Origin of the sequence: Flavobacterium sp. UBA4854, from assembly GCF_002399805.1 — a bacterium.
In the GTDB taxonomy this organism is placed as follows: Bacteria; Bacteroidota; Bacteroidia; order Flavobacteriales; family Flavobacteriaceae; genus Flavobacterium; species Flavobacterium ginsengisoli.
In genome coordinates this window covers 1-17,768 of sequence record NZ_DHEI01000163.1, presented here as the reverse complement: position 1 = coordinate 17,768, position 17,768 = coordinate 1, and the positions used below count along the sequence as shown (strand labels likewise).

Genomic DNA, 17,768 nt, shown 5'->3' with positions numbered 1-17,768 from the left:
TCTGCAGCAAGTTTCGCTTGAAGGGCTTCTGCATCAGCTTTTGCTTTTGCATCGGCAGCTAATTTCGCTTGACGAGCTTCTTCTTCCACTCTAGCTTTTTCCTCTGCAACTTGTTTAGCTTGTAATGCTTCTGCATCGGCTTTTGCTTTTGCATCGGCAGCTAATTTCGCTTGACGAGCTTCTTCTTCCACTCTAGTTTTTTCTTCAGCAGCTTGTTTAGCTTGTAATGCTTCTGCATCGGCTTTTGCTTTTGCGTCGGCAGCTAATTTTGCTTGACGAGCTTCTTCTTCCACTCTAGCTTTTTCCTCTGCAACTTGTTTAGCTTGTAACGCTTCTGCATCAGCTTTTGCTTTTGCTTCTGCCGCCAATCTAGCTTTCTCTGCTTCAGCATCAGCTTTTGCTTTCGCATCTGCTGCTAATTTCGCCTGACGAGCTTCCTCTTCTACTCTTGCTTTTTCTTCAGCAGCTTGTTTAGCTTGTAATGCTTCTGCATCGGCTTTTGCCTTTGCTTCTGCGGCTAATCTTGTTTTTTCTGCTTCAGCGTCAGCTTTTGCTTTCGCTTCTGCTGCTACTCTTGCTTTCTCTGCTTCTGCATCAGCTTTTGCTTTTGCGTCTGCAGCCAATTTCGCTTGACGTGCATCTTCTTCTTCTTGTAATTTTTTCGCTTCTGCTTCAGCTTTTGCTTTTGCTGTAGCTTCTGCATCAGCCTTCACTCTAGCGTCAGCAATTAATTTAGCTTGTAAAGCTTCCATATCTGCTTTTGCTTTGGCATCTGCAGCCAATCTTGCCTTCTCTGCTTCTGCATCAGCTTTTGCTTTTGCTTCTGCTGCCAATCTTGCTTTTTCTGCTTCTGCATCGGCTTTAGCTTTCGCTTCAGCTTCTAATTTTGCTTTTGCCGCTGCCTCTGCATCAGCTTTCGCTTTTGCATCTGCAACAAGTTTAGCCTGAAGTGCTTCTGCATCGGCTTTTGCTTTTGCTTCAGCATCTAATTGTGCTTGGCGTGCTTCTTCAGCTTGTTTTATTTTTAATGCTTCTGCATCAGCTTTTGCTTTTGCTTCTGCGGCTATAAGTGCTTGTCTCGCCTCTTCATCTGCTTTTGCTTTTGCGTCTGCTGCTGCTTTTTCTTTAAGAGCAGCTTCCTCAGCAAGTTTTGCTTTTAAATCTGCTGCTGCTTTAGCTCTATTTGCAGCATCGATAGACGTTTTAGTCTTAGCCTCTGCAGCTGCTTTTACTTTAGCATCTGCCGCTAATCTTGCTTGCAATGCATCTGAATCTGCTTTTGCTTTAGCATCAGCCGCTAATATTGACTGCATGTCTGCTGCTTCTGCTTTTGCTTTTGCGTCAGCTTTACGTTTTGCTTCTGCAGCATCGGCTTTCGCTTTATTGTCTGCTATTAATTTTAATCTTGCAGCTTCTGCATCAGCCTTAGCTTTTTCCGCTGCGGCCAATCTAGCTTGTCTTGCAGCTTCTGCATCAGCTTTCACTTTTTCAGCAGCAGCTAATCTTGCTTTTGCTGCAGCTTCTGCATCAGCTCTTGCTTTGTCAGCAGCCAATTGTGCAGCTGTTTTCTGCGGCGCTGGAGCTGCTACTTTTGCGGCTTCTGCTTTTGCTTTAGCAGCTGCTTCTGCATCAGCTTTAGCTTTCGCATCTGCTGCCAATTTCAATTTCATTGCCTCTGCGTCAGCTTGTGCCTTATCAGCAGCTAATTGTGCAGCTGTTTTTTGCGGTGCCGAAGCTGGTTTTGCAGCTTCTGCTTTTGCCTTAGCCGCAGCTTCTGCATCAGCTTTCGCTTTGGCATCTGCAGCCAATTTTAACTTCATTGCCTCTGCATCAGCTTTCGCTTTGGCATCTGCAGCCAATTTTAACTTCATTGCCTCTGCATCTGCTTTTGCTTTATCAGCAGCTAACTGAGCTTGTGTTTTCTGTGCTGCTGTTGCTGTTGGCTTATTTGCCACTGCTTGTGCTCTTGCAGCTGCCGTAGCATCTACTCTCGCTTTGTTATCTGCAGCTAATTTTAATCTGCGCTCTTCTGCATCAGCTCTTGCTTTATCAGCAGCCAATTGAGCTTGTGTTTTTTGTGTTGTAGCAACGGCTCTGTTTGCCGTTACAGTTTGTGCTCTTGCAGCAGCTGCGGCATCTGCTTTTGCTTTTGCCTCAGCAGCTAATCTTATTTTAACAGCTTCAGCATCTGCTTTAGCTTTATTGTCTGCTTCTAATTTTGCTTTTGCTGCAGCTTCTGCATCTGCTCTAACTTTCTCGGCTGCTGCCAATCTTGCTTGTTTTGCTTCTGCATCGGCTTTTGCTTTTTCTTCAGCAGCTAATCTGTTCTTTTCAGCAATTTCGGTTCTATTAACTTGAGTTGCTTGAGATTTTGGTTTAGCTGGAACTGGTTTTGGTTTAGAAGGATCAATTAGAGAACCTTCGTCGTCATCTCCGTAATAGTAATTTCTATTTTTGAATTTGTAGGCAATAGCAAATTCATGAGAACCGCCCAAATTAGAGAAATTGCCCATTCCTCTTTCGTAATTGTATTCAATAGCAATACTTGGAGAAATATTAACCCCAAGTCCTGCAGAAACTCCATACAATGTATTATAGCCTAATTGTGCCCAAACTCCTTGCTGAAGTGCTAGCATTCCTAGACCTGAAATAACTGTTTTATCTTTTTTAATTTCTGTTCTAACAATTCCAGAAAATTTACTTCTGTCAAAAAAGCCATAACTGTCAATATATCCTGTGTACATGGCGTGCAATTGAATCGCTCTTTCTGGATCTTCTTTTACCATTCCTGATCCAAAATTGTAAAGCACTAAATTGTTAATCGCTACTCCAAAATCAAAAAAAGTAGTACCATAATTGATCCCTGGATTTACCGTTAAAAGTGTACTTTTTGGAAAATCTCCAGTTAGAATACTTGAATCATCTGATATAATTTTTCCTGTATTAAGACCGCTTTGATAAATTCCCGCATTTAAACCAAAAGTCAAATTACTATCTTCTTCCAGAACGATATTATGAGCAAAATTGGCAATTCCTCCAAAAACAGTCATAAGACCATAATTTTGTTGAAATAGACCAACAGCAAATGCTTCGTTTTCTCTAAAACGTCCTGAATAAGTAGCAAAATAAGTTTGTGGGTTATTCTCAAATTGAACCCATTGCCTTTTGTTATAGAAACTTACATATGGATTTGATTCTCTAACAAAGCTGAATGTTGGGTTAATTATATATCTATTAAACTTTAAAGAATTTCTGATAGGTAATGAAAACGAAACAACTCCATCCTCGCTAGCGCTTTGAGAATAGAGTACATTTGATAAACCGTAAAATAAAGTGATGAATAGTAAAAGTTTCTTCATATTATTTTATAACAGTTATTGATCCTTTTTTTTCACCTGTGTCGGATTGAATGACATAGTAATAAACGGGATTTACATTCTTAAAATCTATATTGTTTTGAGGCCAATCGCCTTGGTAATTCACGACATCCAAAACCATCTCTCCGTTTGAACTAATGATCATTACCTTTGTGTTTGCATTTTTATACTCATCTGGAATATTCCAATAAGGATTCATTCCGCTTAACTTAATAATGTTCGGAATAACGCTTGATGATGCAGAATCACCATTTATTTTGAATGAAAATTCTTTACTAGCAACACAGCCAGATGCCTGAGCAATTTTTGCCTTATAAATACCTTTAACAGCTACCACATATGATGGCGATGTTTCATTAGGAATTAAGTTGCCGTTTAAATACCACTCATAAGTCGGATTTGTTGCATCTGTTGTTATAGTAACTGTTATCGTCTCACCTTCATTTAATTTATATCCGTCTTGAGCGTCAATGCTTGCGTTGAAACTATTGCTTTTCAAATCGATGCTTCCTGTTGCTATACAACCGCCAAAATCTACGTCTACAGAATAAATACCAGACTCGTTAGTGCTATAAGTACGATTAGTAGCTCCCGCTATGGCTGCACCATCTTTTTTCCATTGATAACTATTACCAGATGTAGCAGTTAAAATCGTTCCTGAACCACTGGCACAAAAAGGATTTCCTAAAGATGAGTTTATTGTAATTGCAGACCCAGAAGATGATGAAGAAACTGTAACTCTATTTGAACTGAAATTCACATTCGAACATTGGCCATAATCAAGTTCTGCATAATAAACACCTGCAGCATTTACTACTAAAGAAGACGAATTTTGTCCTGAAATTAGAACATCATCCTTGTACCATTTGTATTTAATATTCGGATAGTTTGCAGGTGATGATTCTGGCACTTCAGGAGTAAGATTATCAACTGACAAAGTAAAACTGCCTCCAGAACAGAAAGTAGCAGTATTTTTATTTTGATTTATTAAAAACGAAGACACATAATCTTTGTAGAAAACTGAAAAAGAATATGACCCTGAAAAATTTTGTGCTCTAGGACTATTAATTCCGTTACTACTTACTATTCTTAAACTGTAAGTATTAGAACCTTTTAGTGTCGTAGGAATTGCGAATTTAATGGTTTGCTCTGTACCTGATAATTGAATAACATCTAGAGTAGTAGTAGCTGTTGGATTGGTAAAACTACCAAACTCATCAGACAATTGAACAGAAAAAGTAACATTTGAAGCAAAATTTAAATAAGAAAAAGTTGCTAGATATTCATTGTATTTAGCGCCATTAACAATATCTCCAGCACAAATATCTTTAAAAGGTAGTTGTTGCGGAGATATTGATGATTGCGCATAAGTATTCGATTCAGTAAAAAAGATTATGCTGAATAATAGTAAAACTTTAAAAAAAGATAAAGTAATTTTTTGAATCATATAGTGCGTGTTCTTGCTAGATCTATACGCTCAAAAAACAAGATATCTATAAATGTTTCTGAGAAATCATATTTGTAGTTTTCAATTACTTCTTTTGCTAGAATTGAAGTAGCCGCAACCGATGAAATCTCTTCACAATCGTTAGATACAGTATTTGACTCAGCCGCTATAGTAAGGCTGTCCTTGGGGGTGGACATCCCTACTATAAACTGATTAAAATTGCCGTTTTCAACAGCATTAGTATTGTTGTTTTGGTTATTAAAAGCCATAGTTAACACACACTCAGAATCAACAGCCTCAGTAGGTTTTTCTGCTGTATTCTGTGCATATAGAGTTAACGATATAGGCGAAACCAAAAATATTATATATAAAAAATATTTTTTCGTAGATACCATTATGTCTTGATCTTTATTTGGGCCCGTAAGACGATACATAAATTGTGTCTGGGGACTTAATTAATAAAATTTACGCGTGGGAAATAAAAATCGAAACTATTTATCTATTACCGCTAGAAGCTGTGATTTTTCCTAATTGTAATCTGAAATCTGGCTTTTTAGGATTGAAGATGTCAATGAATGTTTCTTTGTTGTCACTTTGTGACATCACGTTAAAGAAAACACTGTTTCCATACCAGCTTTCTAAATCTTCATTGTTAGAATTGTATTCTGTAAAGATGTTTCCATTACATAAGTTGAAATACATTTCCTCAAATTTGATTTTTTTAAGGTTGGCATCATTGATTTCAGTTTTGCTATCTAATAATACAGCAGGGTTAAATCCAGAGATTACACTTCTTTTCATTTCAAGAGAAGCATTTTCTGCTACATAAACAGCTTCTTTTACTAAACCTGCTTGAATGTCAGCTTTAATGTTTTCACTGTCATTAACCATTGTAATATTACTTGCAACAACTAAAGTTTGTTTTTTAGTGAAATCTGTTTCACTTTTCTTCTCATAAGATTTAACCTCCATACAACGAGATCCATCTTTAGTACTAGAGAAGTAAGAAGATCTAACTGCTAAAGAGTTGAAGAAACGACATTGAACTCCTTGAGAAAATTTAAAGTCGTCGTTAACTGATTTATAAGATACAAATTTTGTAGCATTTAAGTCACCACCTAAGATTCCGAAAGAATCTCCTCCAGCATAACTTACCATAATGTTTTCAAGAACTGTTTTGCTTCCAACACCAGCAAGAGTCAAACCGTTAAAAGTATCGGCTCCTTTTACTTTTTTACCAGCAAATTCAATTCTAACGAATCTTAAAATTCCTGAGTTTGAAGCTACATTGTCTCCTCCGTAAGTAGTCATTGAAGGATCAAGATCAAGGTTATAAGAACCTACATTTCCGAATTTGTTAATTGGTGCATCTCCAAGAATTACAATTCCACCCCAATCACCAGCTTTTTTCATACTGCGGTTTGAAGTAAATACAATTGGATCTGTTTCTAAACCATCAGCTACTAATTGAGCACCTTTTGTAACTACCAATGTTCCTTTTGTTTCGAAATCACCAATAATTACAGTTCCTGGTTCGATTGTTAAAACAGCATTGTTTGTAACATAAACGTTTCCTTGTAGCACGTAGATGTTTCTTTTTAGCAATTTGGTATTAACAGAAATATTTCCTGCCAAAATTTGGTTTGCTTCTCCATAATCAACTTTATTAGGCTTAAACTCAGTCCAGTTGTTTAACCAATTGGTGTAGCCCATAATTCCTTTCTCTTGTTGAGCATTCATACTCGCTACTGTCAAAAGAACGCAGATCAATTGAGTAATTTTTTTCATGATAAGGGGGGTATTACGGTTAATAATAAATTTGGGTATGCGTAAATGCAAAAACTCCTCTCGAGTTTTCTGAAGTTTTTCAGAACCCTCGAGAATGAGTTGTTTTTTTATTTTGTTTTTTAAGAATGCCTAGCTGGTATTCACTTAGACTTTCTCAAAAAAGATTTTAAAAAATGCTTTATTACATTTCGTTCAAATCGTTGAACTCGTGTAATGATTTCAATGTACTTTCGTAGAATAAGATTGCAGCGATTAGATTTCCTTTATCAGAGTAAGGCATCATTTTTCTTTGAAAATCTACCGTAGTATCCAAGAAAGTTGTTGTACCAACTGCCTGAGCATCTAAAACTTTTTTGTGTTCGTTATCGTCTGGAATACCTAAGTCTGCCATAGTAACACCTGGCTTAGTAACCAAAGCAATGTAAGGGAGAGTTTTAACTAATACTTTAATACGCTCGATGTATAATTCCAAAAGTTCACCCTTTTGCATACCACTCAATTCTTTTTGATCATGGTATTTTCGGATAAGAGCAGTTGTACTGATAATACTTCTCGGTGCGTTTTTAGCTTGTGCTGAAACAGCCGCAGTAGTTAAGATAAAAAAAGCACTAAATAGAATAATTTTCCCTTTCATAGATTCTTATTTTATAATTGGTTGTTGATAAAAACAAAAATATAGAAATTAACTTAAATTACAACTGTAATGGATTTTTTTTTCAAAAAAATATCTTAAAAAAACCTTAAAAACCAGTGTTATGTCGAGAAAATGTGCGTTTTAACGGGCTTTTTGTTAAAAATGTTAATTAAAAAACCGTAAGATATTAACTATAAAAAATAAGATTTTGACTCTATAAATAACCAAAAAAAACCTTCGTTTGACGATTTTCGGAAAAAAATATTAACAAAAACATCTTGATATTTACTAACTTGAAGATATTTATTAACAAAATTCTGTCGAAAGTGACGAGAAAAATTTTCAAAATTCGATTTCTAAATTTGAAAATTATAACTACGAAATAATCTTATCTCTAAAATTTTTGACTACACATTTTCTTCTATCTTTGCCCAATGCAATTTTCTCAAATTTTAGGTCAAGATTATATCAAAAGCCACTTGATAAAAAGTGCTGCTTCTGGTAGAATTCCCCATGCACAATTATTCGTTGGTCCGGAAGGAAGTGGTACATTAATTACCGCCATTGCCTATGCCCAATACATTTTGTGCAACAATACTGGCGACGAAAATTCAAACGGAAACGATTCTTGCAATCTAAAGTTTGATAACATCTCTCATCCCGATCTGCATTTTATTTATCCAACTGTTACCACCGAAGATGTAAAGACAAAACCTAAGAGTTTAGATTTCATTCAAGATTGGCGCGGTTTTATTCAAGAAATGCCATACGGAGGTTTATTCGATTGGTATAAAATTTTGGGGGTTCAAAACAAACAAGGAGAAATTCGTGTAGAAGATGCACAGGAAGTTTTAAAATCACTTTCGCTAAAATCTTACGAAGGCGGCTATAAAATCATGATTATCTGGATGGCAGATAAAATGAATATTGCAGCATCAAATAAACTCTTAAAACTTTTAGAAGAACCATCAGACAAAACGATGTTTATTCTGATTTCTGAAAATGAAGAAGATATTATCCAAACCATACGTTCACGTTGCCAGGTAATTCACTTTAACGGACTTCCAGAAAAAGTAATCGCTGAGGCTTTGGTTGCACAAGAAAATATAGACTCGAATCTAGCCAAAAAAATTGCGCATCAAGCACAAGGAAATTTTAATAAAGCACTTCACTTATTAAAAGAAGATGATGATGATCTTCCATTCGAGCAATGGTTTGTCAATTGGGTTCGCGCCGCTTTTAGAGCAAAAGGAAATGCTGCGGCTATTCAAGATTTAATTTCTTGGAGTGAACAGATTGCTGCGCTAGGACGCGAAAGTCAGAAAAAATTTATTCAATACTGTATCGAAATGTTCCGACAAGCCTTGATGTTAAATTACCAAGCGCAAAGTTTAGTTTACATTGAACCGAAAGTGGATAAATTTAAATTGGAAAATTTTGCTCCCTTCGTAAACGGAAATAACATTCACGAAATATTCAAAGAACTTTCAGATGCCATGTATCATATTGAAAGAAATGGAAATGCGAAAATAATCCTCACCGATTTATCAATCAAGTTGACTCGTTTAATTCATAAAAAATAATTCATAATGAACAATGTTGCCTCAATTCTACTTTTAGCTTTTCTAGCTTTAACTTTTTTACAATCAGGTTACGAAAAAATTTTTTATTGGAAAGATAATGTAGCTTGGCTTAAAGAGCATTTTGCCAAAACTCCATTAAAAAATCAAGTTCCATTAGCTCTTTTACATTTACTAATTTTAGAATTAATTTCTGGAATCTTGTGCGTTGTTGGAGGTATTCAATTATTCACAAATAACGGAAGAGAATTTGGTTTTTACGGAGCTATATTTTCATGTATTTGTTTGTTAATGATGCTTTTCGGACAAAGACTTGCAAAAGATTACGATGGTGCGAGAACCATTGTTATATATTTTATACCAGCTGTAATGGCTGTTTACTGGTTGAATTAATCAGTTTCAATTATTAAAAAGTTAGCCACAGATTTCACAGATTTTCACAGATTTTTTTAATCATTTTAATCCGTGAAATCTGTGGCTGAAAAACAAAATTTATTATTCAAAAAATGAATCCAAAACATCCTTCAGAATCTCTAACTATTTTAACTGATTTAGTTTTACCGAGCGAAACAAATCCTTTAAACAATCTTTTCGGCGGCGAATTATTAGCCAGAATGGATCGTGCAGCAAGTATTGCAGCTCGCAGACATTCACGCCGAATTGTAGTAACGGCTTCTGTAAATCACGTTGCTTTTAACAGAGCAATTTCGCTTGGAAGCGTTGTAACCGTAGAGGCTAAAGTTTCAAGATCTTTTAAAAGTTCGATGGAAGTTTTTATTGACGTTTGGGTAGAAGACCGCGAATCTGGAAATAGAACAAAAGCCAATGAGGCTATCTACACTTTTGTTGCTGTCGACGATACAGGAAGACCTGTTGAAGTACCAGCAATTATTCCAGAAACCGAACTAGAAATCCAACGTTTTGATGCCGCACTTCGTCGTAAACAATTGAGTTTATTGCTTGCAGGCAAAATAAAACCATCTGACGCTACAGAATTAAAGGCTTTATTTTTATAGACTGATTTTGTGACAATTTGGAACAATCAAACTTCAAAAAAAGAATTAATTTTACAAATTATAAAACTGATCAATAAAATTATAGGAGAATTTTCCTATTTTTATCCAGAAAGACAAAATAATAATTTTAGATATTTAGAAAAAAATGAGTTCAGACAAAGAAGCCAAATTAAAAGCGCTACAATTAACGCTTGATAAACTTGACAAAACCTACGGAAAAGGAACCGTAATGAAAATGGGCGACAGAGCCATTGTAGAAGTAGAAACGATTTCTTCTGGCTCATTAGGTGTTGACTTAGCTCTTGGTGTTAATGGATATCCAAAAGGAAGAATCATCGAAATATACGGTCCAGAATCTTCTGGAAAAACAACTTTGACGCTTCACGCGATTGCAGAAGCTCAAAAAGCAGGCGGTATTGCTGCCTTTATCGATGCTGAGCACGCATTTGATAGAAATTATGCTGAAAAATTAAATGTTGATATCGAGAACTTAATCATTTCTCAACCAGATAACGGAGAGCAAGCTTTAGAAATTGCCGAAAACTTAATTCGTTCTGGAGCTATAGACATTGTTGTAATTGACTCTGTTGCAGCTTTAACTCCAAAAAGTGAAATTGAAGGCGAAATGGGAGATTCTAAAATGGGTCTTCACGCACGTTTAATGTCTCAAGCTTTAAGAAAACTTACTGGAACTATCAGTAAAACAAATTGTACCGTTTTCTTTATCAACCAGCTTCGTGAAAAAATTGGTGTTATGTTCGGAAATCCAGAAACAACAACTGGAGGTAACGCACTTAAATTTTACGCTTCTGTACGTTTAGACATTCGTCGTTCTGCACAAATTAAAGACGGTGAAAATGTAATTGGTAACAGAACTAAAGTTAAAATTGTTAAAAACAAAGTAGCGCCACCTTTTAAAACTGCCGAATTTGACATTATGTACGGAGAAGGAGTTTCTAAAACGGGTGAAATCTTAGATTTAGCTGTTGAATTTGATATCGTTAAAAAAGCAGGATCTTGGTTCAGCTACGGCGATACAAAACTAGGTCAAGGTCGAGATGCAGTTAAAACTTTAATTAAAGATAATCCAGAACTTGCTGAAGAACTGGAAATTAAAATTAAAGAACACATAAAAGAATTGGCAAATGCCTAAAAAATAAGTCAAAAAAAGACTATTAAAAAGCCGAGAAGATTTTTATGATCTCTCGGTTTTTTTGTTTTTAAAAATAAGATGAAATTTTGACGCAACCATTCTACAAAATCTTCATCTATTAAAAAAACAGTGTACCATTGATACTGCCATATATCAATATTGGTATTTTTTTAGAATTTACTTTGGTTGGTTATTTGAGTAAAAACCCGTTAGCTTTCTTCATCTAGCGGGTTTTATCAATTTTTTATTTTTTTTTAAAATTTTACACGCAACCTTTTTAGTTTTTCTTCATCATAATAATATGGCATTAACTTGAGTTTTTAGTTAAACTATTTATTATCAACCATTAATATTTTTAACCATGAAAGAAAAAATAGAATTGTTGTACAATAAAAACCGAAGAAAAACCAAATTAAGATTTAAAAAAGTATTGCGTTTTATTTCAGAAAAAATAATTCACAGATAATAAACTTTTGAATAAAAATAGGGGGTTTTTAATTCAAAGAAAAGCCGGTAAACTTAATCAGTCTACCGGCTTTTGTATTTTACATAATGTTTTTATGGTTATTCCTTTTGATAATCCATTAAACCATTATAAATCATATTCCTAACTTGATCTCGTAATTCTTTTCTATTGTCGCTTGTCAATTCTTTTGTTTCTACGAAAGGTAAAATTCTAGCGCGCATCTTTCCTGGACTTCCACTCAAAAAAGTATATGAAAAACGCTCTTTATTATCTGGATAAACAATTGGAACAATCGGAATCTGATGATCGATTGCCAATCTAAATGCACCGTCTTTAAACTCATCCAACAAAATACTCTCATCATCTGGAACTCCCCCTTCTGGGAAAATGCAAATACTTAAACCTTGATTTAATCTACTCTGAGCTCTTTTAAAAACTTCATTTTTACTTTTCGAAGAATTTCTATCAACTAAAATACAAGTTCTCTTATAGAAAAATCCAAAAAGCGGAATCTTTACCAGCTCCTTCTTTCCAACAAAAACAAAAGGATTTTTAATTATAGCCAACGTAAGCATAATATCGGTCATCGAGGTATGATTGGCCACTATCATGTAACTTTTGCCTTTAATAAGCTTCTGTTCACGTTTTACGGTATAAAAGAAACCCATTCCGAAAAGGATAAATTTAGCCCAAATGCGAGCCATTTTAAAGAAATATGGATATCCTTTCTCAGAAAGAATAGAAACGACCAGAAAAGGGAACATAATGAGTATTGGAATGGCCATCAAAACGTAAAACCAAACTCTCCAAAGAATCCAAAAAGCAATTTTAAATATTTTCATAGCTTCAAAAGTAGTAAAACCGAAATGAATATTATAAAGATTTTTTCTTAGTCATCGCTTATTTTAACGCAAAGAACGCAAAGGATTTTAGCAAAGTTTTTGAAGTGATTATTGTGAAGGTTTGCTTTGCGATAAGTTCGCAAAGCTCTATCTATAAATTGTTAACGACTCTTCTAATACCATTTTTTAAAAGAATTTCATTGAAATTTATGAGTAAGCCAAGTTTAAAATTTCCTAGTCTTAAATAGGTTAATGTTTGAGCTAAATGATTAACAGTAAGAGATTCCACACTTTTTATCTCGATTAACAATTTGTTTTCAGCAAGTATATCAATGCGATATCCACAATCTAGCTTAACTTCTTCAAAAACTAACGGCAAAGATTTTTCTTTTTCAACAAAAAGTCCACGCTGCTTAATTTTATAAAACAAACATTCTTTATAAACATTTTCCAATAATCCAGGTCCAAGTTTTTTATGAATTTCAATAGCTAGTCCAATTACAATATTTGATATTTCGTTTTCTGTCATAATTAAAAAAAGTTAAATTTATAAATATTTTCTTATATTTTATAAACAAAGCTTTCCGTACTTATTGCAAAGCAATTTCTTAAAGAATTAAAACTTCTTTACTTTGCGAAAGCCCTTTGCGCTCTTTGCGTTAAAAAACTACAAACTTTGTAGTTAAAAAAAACATCACGACATTTGCATTTCAGAAAAAACGAGAATGGCAAAAATACTTACTGGTGTTCAAAGCACAGGAACACCGCATTTAGGAAATTTATTAGGAGCAATTATTCCGGCAATCGAGTTGTCAAACGACCCAACAAATGAATCTTATTTGTTTATCGCCGATTTGCATTCAATCACTCAAATTAAAGACGGAAAAACTTTAAGAGAAAACACTTATAGCACAGCTGCGGCTTGGCTTGCATGTGGTTTAAATCCTGAAAAAGTTACTTTCTACAGACAATCTGATGTGGTTCAAACTACAGAATTGACTTGGTATTTAAGCTGTTTTTTTCCGTTTCAAAGATTAACATTAGCGCACTCTTTCAAAGATAAAGCAGATCGTTTGGACGATGTTAACGCTGGACTTTTCACGTATCCGATGTTAATGGCTGCCGATATTTTATTGTACGATGCTGAATTTGTTCCTGTTGGAAAAGATCAGTTGCAGCATTTAGAAATTACTCGCGATGTTGCCGCTCGTTTCAATCACCAAATGGGTGAAACATTTGTTCTTCCTGAAGCAAAAATTGAAGAAAATATTATGCTTATTCCAGGAACTAACGGAGGAAAAATGAGTAAATCTGCAAATAATATTATCAATATTTTCTTGGATGATAAGACTCTGCGTAAACAAGTTATGAGTATTGAAACTGATAGTACACCTCTTGAAGCACCAAAAAACCCTGACACTTGTAATGCTTTTGCAATTTATTCTTTGTTAGCAAATGAAGAGCAAATCGCACAAATGAGAGCCAATTATTTAGGTGGAAACTATGGTTACGGTCACGCTAAACAAGCTTTGTTTGAATTGATTACTGAAAAATTCAAAACAGAAAGAGAAAAATACAACTACTACATCAACAACCTTGAAGAAGTTGACGCTTTATTGAAAAAAGGCGCTTCAAAAGCTTCTGTAATTGCCGATGGTGTTTTAGCAAAAGTTAGAGAAATTTTAGGATTTCAAAAATAATTTATAAAACCTAACAGATTTAAAATTCTGTTAGGTTTTTTTTTAAAATTTAATTTCAAAAACGGCTTTTATACTTTTCATAGTTTTGTTTATAACTTCTGCCAATTGGAATTGCATAATTTTCGATTATTAACTCCATATTGCCAAAAGCTTTAACTTCTTTTAAATTAACTAAAAAAGAACGGTGAATACGCAAAAAACCTTTCGATTCTAAAACCTCCAAATCACTTATTTTATATTTTGCAATGATTGGTTTTCCTTCTTTTAAAACCACTTTGATGTCATTGGCCTGACTTTCAAAAAATAAAATCATTTTGAGTAAAATTTTATATTGAAGTCCTTGTGATTTCAACAATATAAATTCATCTTCTTTACTTTCAGTGTTTTCCCTTAAAACACGCTCAACAGCTTTAAAAAAGCGTTCGAATGTTATTGGTTTCAATATATAATCAACCGCCTCAAGTTCAAAGCCTTCTATTGCAAATTCTCTGTATGCGGTTGTAAATATAGTTTTGGGTCTGTTTTTTAATGATTTTAAAAAATCTATTCCAGTTAAATCTGGCATTTGAATGTCTAAAAAAACCAAATCAACGGTTTTAGACTTTGTCAATTTGTAAGCCTCTAAAGCATTTCCAGCGGTGCCAACCAAATGCAATTCTTCTATTTTAGAAATATGATTTTCTAAAAGTTTAATTGCAAGTGGTTCATCATCAACAATAATACAATTAATTTTCATTTGCTGGAATTATTATTTCTACACTAAAGAGATTGTCTTGATTTTGAATTAAATTGGAACTTCGACCTCCGTAAATAATCTTTAATTGTTCCTGAATTATCTTTAAGCCTAAACTTTTTTCATTGTTATTTTCTTTCGGAACAAAAGAATTCTCAATCTTAAAAATCGTTTTTTCGGCATCCGTTTTAATTAAAATTGAAATAAAGATATTTCCGGAAATGCTTCCTGCTCCATGCTTAAAAGCATTTTCTACTAAAGATAAAAACAATAAAGGCGGAACAAGATTTAAAGCACTAATTTCCTCCGTAATTTTAAGTTCTAACCTCGAATCATATCTCAGTTTTTCTAATTCGACATAATCATGAATTACTTTCAATTCATCAGAAATCAGAATTAGTTTTTTCTGGCCTTTGTACAAGATATAATCCAAAATATTTGAAAGACGGCTTATCGACTCAGATGTTTTATCAGAATCAATAATTGAAAGCGAATAAATATTATTTAGCGTGTTGAATAAAAAATGTGGATTTAATTGCGTTTTTAAGGCGTTTAATTCCAATTCTGCCTTTTCTTTGAGTATTTGTACCGAATATTGTTTTTCGTTCCTTAAATCAAACATAAATGCTACGGAAACAAAAACAAAACAAGCCGTCACGATTGGAACTACGTAATAGCAGAACAAATAACTCAAATCTTTCAAAATACTTATTAAATTGTCTTGAGGTTCATTTATAAAAAAAGGTTCGGCGACATAAATCGCAAAAATTCTATTTAAAACAGAAAATAAATAAATACAGGCAATTATTGAAATAACAAATAAAAAATAATGCTTTTTATAGAACATCTTTTTTATTAAAATGAAATAAATAAAATTGGAACATAATATTTGAAAAATCAAATGACTCAAATCATACGGAATGATCATAGAAAAAAGCGGATGCTCATATTCAGCATAAATTTTGGCTTCGCCAATTAAAAAAAAAAGAAGCCAAAAACAAATCTGAAAGACCACACTTTGCTTCACGTTATAGTGTAAATTACTCTTTATCATACTTCAAAAATAGGTAATTGGGGTTCATTTTTTATAAGTTGATTGTAAACAGCTTAATTTTGATGATGAACTGCAAATAATGTCATTGAAATATGAATTTAAGTTATTCAAACATCAAAACTGACTTTACAAATACCATTAAAAAATCTGAAAAAATTCGCTATAGTTTTGCCGAAAAAAACGCATGAATTCTCAAACATCTGAAAAATTTCTTGGCCTAGATCATTTGCGCTCTTTAGCAATTTTAATGGTTCTATTATATCATTATCGCATGTTTCAACATCCAGATTGGGTTGATAAATATGGGCAATTTGGCTGGACTGGTGTAGATTTATTTTTTGTCCTTAGCGGGTTTCTCATTTCAAAACAGCTTTTTGAACAACTTAAATTCTCAAGCAACATCCGCTTCAAAGAGTTTTATATCAAACGCTTTTTCAGAATCATTCCGGCTTATGCTTTAACCCTGTTTCTTTATTTTACTTTTCCACTTTTTAGAGAAAAAGAAGCTCTGCCTCCATTTTGGAAATTTATCACTTTTACTCAAAACATCGGACTTGATCTTCTCCATTTTGGAACATTTTCTCATGCTTGGTCTTTATGCATAGAAGAGCAATTTTATTTAATTTTTCCCATAATTCTTCTGTTATTTTTAAAATTCAAAAAAGTATCCTACATCAAATATTTTCTGCTTTTTCTCTTGTTATTCACTTTGTTTTTAAGAATTATTTCATGGCAGTTGCTAATAGTTCCAAACCTAAATAGATCAGATTTATGGAGAATCTGGTACATGAAAATTTATTACCCAACATACACCAGATTAGATGGTTTAACAATTGGAATTGGCATTGCATTCTTCTATGAATATTCCAAGCGTTTCAAAAATTTAGTTAATTCATATGGCAATCAATTATTCTTAATTGGATTAATAATTGTTGGATTTTCATTTTGGATTTGTAGTAATCAAATTTCACAATTAGCATCAACGGTTGGATTTACAACTGTTTCAATTGGCTATGGATTGATTGTAATGTCTGCCATTTCAAAATCTTGCTTTTTATACCATTCAAAATCGATTTTATCTACTCAACTCGCATCACTTTCCTTTTCTATCTATCTCACGCACAAAGGAATTATTCACTTAACTCAAATAGTTCTGCAAAAATTAAATATTGATAACGAAGGACAAATCGCTCTGCTCATCTGTTTTATAAACTGCATTATAATCAGCTTATTTATTAAATATTTAGTAGAAAAACCTTCTTCAAAAATTAAAAATTATGTGTTAAAAATTAAATCTTAAAAACATGAAAACAGCAATTACAATTTTATTATCATTCATTTCTTTAAACTTTACTTTTGCTCAACAAACATTAAAAGATCAAGAAGAAATACATCAAATACTAAATGTATTTATGCAAAGTATCGCAAAAAAAGATTCTATAACTTTTAATAGTTTGTTTTTTAAAGAAACCGTGAATTGGATTGGTGTAATCAAAGAAAAAAGTCAAGCCAAAAGACTCGAAGCTAAGCCAACAATCACAAAAAATTATTTTACTGGCACATACAGTAGCTTTATTCAATCTATTCTGCAAAGCAAAAAAAGTGAGGAAAAGTTTGAAAAGATAATTATTCAAAATGACGATGTTATTGCCAGTGTTACATTCGATTACAGTTTTTGGTCAGAAGATTTGATGACAAATTGAGGTGAAGAATACTGGCAATTAGTTAAGATTAATGGAAAGTGGAAGATAACAAGCGTTCTTTTTTCTATTGAAATTTCTAAATATTATCCTAAATCTTAATTTCAAAACAATGTTTTTTTAAAAAACGCTGATCATTTTAAAATGGTCAGCGTTTTTCTTTTAAAGTTCCTTTTACTTTTTGTAACTTTAAGTATATTAATCATTTAAAAAAAACAAAGATGGATAAGTATATTGAAGATTATAATGTTCCACCGTATGTATTTCAAATATTAAAT

Annotated in this window: 16 protein-coding genes; 7 read left to right on the top strand and 9 right to left on the bottom strand. The window is 33.3% G+C overall.

Annotated features, from left to right (window positions below; all coding sequences use genetic code 11):
• The 5 genes from B3J44_RS23915 to B3J44_RS23895 form a co-directional block, all read right to left on the bottom strand.
• Positions 1–3,359 (bottom strand): PorP/SprF family type IX secretion system membrane protein (locus B3J44_RS23915; protein WP_286972036.1); only part of this gene is annotated, 3,359 nt, incomplete at its 3' end.
• A 1-nt stretch (position 3,360) separates the two neighbouring features.
• A complete protein-coding gene (gene sprC, locus B3J44_RS23910; RefSeq protein ID WP_286972033.1) occupies positions 3,361–4,824 on the bottom strand; it encodes a gliding motility protein SprC in 1,464 nt (487 codons plus the stop codon).
• On the bottom strand, positions 4,821–5,219 hold the full coding sequence (locus B3J44_RS23905) for a hypothetical protein (protein ID WP_286972032.1): 399 nt from the start codon (positions 5,217–5,219) through the stop codon (positions 4,821–4,823). The genes sprC and B3J44_RS23905 overlap by 4 nt, the downstream gene beginning before the upstream one ends.
• Before the next feature lie 100 nt (positions 5,220–5,319).
• Complete coding sequence (locus tag B3J44_RS23900) at positions 5,320–6,612, bottom strand: hypothetical protein (protein ID WP_198855091.1); 1,293 nt, start codon at positions 6,610–6,612, stop codon at positions 5,320–5,322.
• Positions 6,613–6,793: 181 nt separating this feature from the next.
• The gene (locus B3J44_RS23895; RefSeq protein ID WP_198855090.1) at positions 6,794–7,246 is read right to left on the bottom strand and encodes a hypothetical protein; all 453 of its coding nucleotides are present in this window, start codon (positions 7,244–7,246) and stop codon (positions 6,794–6,796) included.
• Between the two features lie 434 nt (positions 7,247–7,680).
• On the opposite strand from B3J44_RS23895, the gene B3J44_RS23890 reads away from it, so the two are divergent.
• The 4 genes from B3J44_RS23890 to recA all read left to right on the top strand — a co-directional run bounded on the left by B3J44_RS23890 (position 7,681) and on the right by recA (position 10,995).
• Entirely contained in the window at positions 7,681–8,829 is a 1,149-nt protein-coding gene (locus B3J44_RS23890) for an ATP-binding protein (RefSeq protein ID WP_286972031.1), read from the top strand.
• A 6-nt stretch (positions 8,830–8,835) separates the two neighbouring features.
• Complete coding sequence (locus B3J44_RS23885) at positions 8,836–9,219, top strand: DoxX family protein (RefSeq protein WP_095930182.1); 384 nt, start codon at positions 8,836–8,838, stop codon at positions 9,217–9,219.
• A gap of 113 nt (positions 9,220–9,332) precedes the next feature.
• Positions 9,333–9,842, top strand: a complete 510-nt coding sequence (locus B3J44_RS23880; protein ID WP_095930181.1) for an acyl-CoA thioesterase — start codon at positions 9,333–9,335, stop codon at positions 9,840–9,842.
• A 145-nt stretch (positions 9,843–9,987) separates the two neighbouring features.
• Positions 9,988–10,995: a recombinase RecA gene (gene recA, locus B3J44_RS23875; RefSeq protein ID WP_125718440.1), complete on the top strand. Its 1,008-nt coding sequence runs from the start codon at positions 9,988–9,990 to the stop codon at positions 10,993–10,995.
• Positions 10,996–11,559: 564 nt separating this feature from the next.
• Here the strand turns inward: recA and B3J44_RS23870 are convergent.
• Complete coding sequence (locus B3J44_RS23870; RefSeq protein ID WP_198855088.1) at positions 11,560–12,303, bottom strand: lysophospholipid acyltransferase family protein; 744 nt, start codon at positions 12,301–12,303, stop codon at positions 11,560–11,562.
• Positions 12,304–12,454: 151 nt separating this feature from the next.
• Positions 12,455–12,832 (bottom strand): GxxExxY protein, encoded by a 378-nt coding sequence (locus tag B3J44_RS23865; RefSeq protein ID WP_286972026.1) that lies wholly within the window; start codon positions 12,830–12,832, stop codon positions 12,455–12,457.
• A 196-nt stretch (positions 12,833–13,028) separates the two neighbouring features.
• Between B3J44_RS23865 and trpS the strand changes: the two genes are divergently transcribed.
• Positions 13,029–14,003, top strand: a complete 975-nt coding sequence (gene trpS / locus B3J44_RS23860; RefSeq protein ID WP_286972025.1) for a tryptophan--tRNA ligase — start codon at positions 13,029–13,031, stop codon at positions 14,001–14,003.
• A gap of 55 nt (positions 14,004–14,058) precedes the next feature.
• Here the strand turns inward: trpS and B3J44_RS23855 are convergent, their stop codons facing one another.
• Both B3J44_RS23855 and B3J44_RS23850 read right to left on the bottom strand, forming a co-directional pair.
• Positions 14,059–14,739: a LytR/AlgR family response regulator transcription factor gene (locus tag B3J44_RS23855; RefSeq protein WP_286972023.1), complete on the bottom strand. Its 681-nt coding sequence runs from the start codon at positions 14,737–14,739 to the stop codon at positions 14,059–14,061.
• The gene (locus B3J44_RS23850) at positions 14,729–15,583 is read right to left on the bottom strand and encodes a sensor histidine kinase (RefSeq protein WP_286972021.1); all 855 of its coding nucleotides are present in this window, start codon (positions 15,581–15,583) and stop codon (positions 14,729–14,731) included. The genes B3J44_RS23855 and B3J44_RS23850 overlap by 11 nt, the downstream gene beginning before the upstream one ends.
• A 391-nt stretch (positions 15,584–15,974) precedes the next feature.
• On the opposite strand from B3J44_RS23850, the gene B3J44_RS23845 reads away from it, so the two are divergent.
• Both B3J44_RS23845 and B3J44_RS23840 read left to right on the top strand, forming a co-directional pair.
• Positions 15,975–17,090 (top strand): acyltransferase family protein, encoded by a 1,116-nt coding sequence (locus tag B3J44_RS23845; RefSeq protein WP_286972018.1) that lies wholly within the window; start codon positions 15,975–15,977, stop codon positions 17,088–17,090.
• 4 nt (positions 17,091–17,094) lie between these two features.
• Positions 17,095–17,493, top strand: coding sequence for a hypothetical protein (locus B3J44_RS23840; protein ID WP_286972015.1), 399 nt, complete (start codon positions 17,095–17,097; stop codon positions 17,491–17,493).
• Positions 17,494–17,768: the final 275 nt, after the last annotated feature.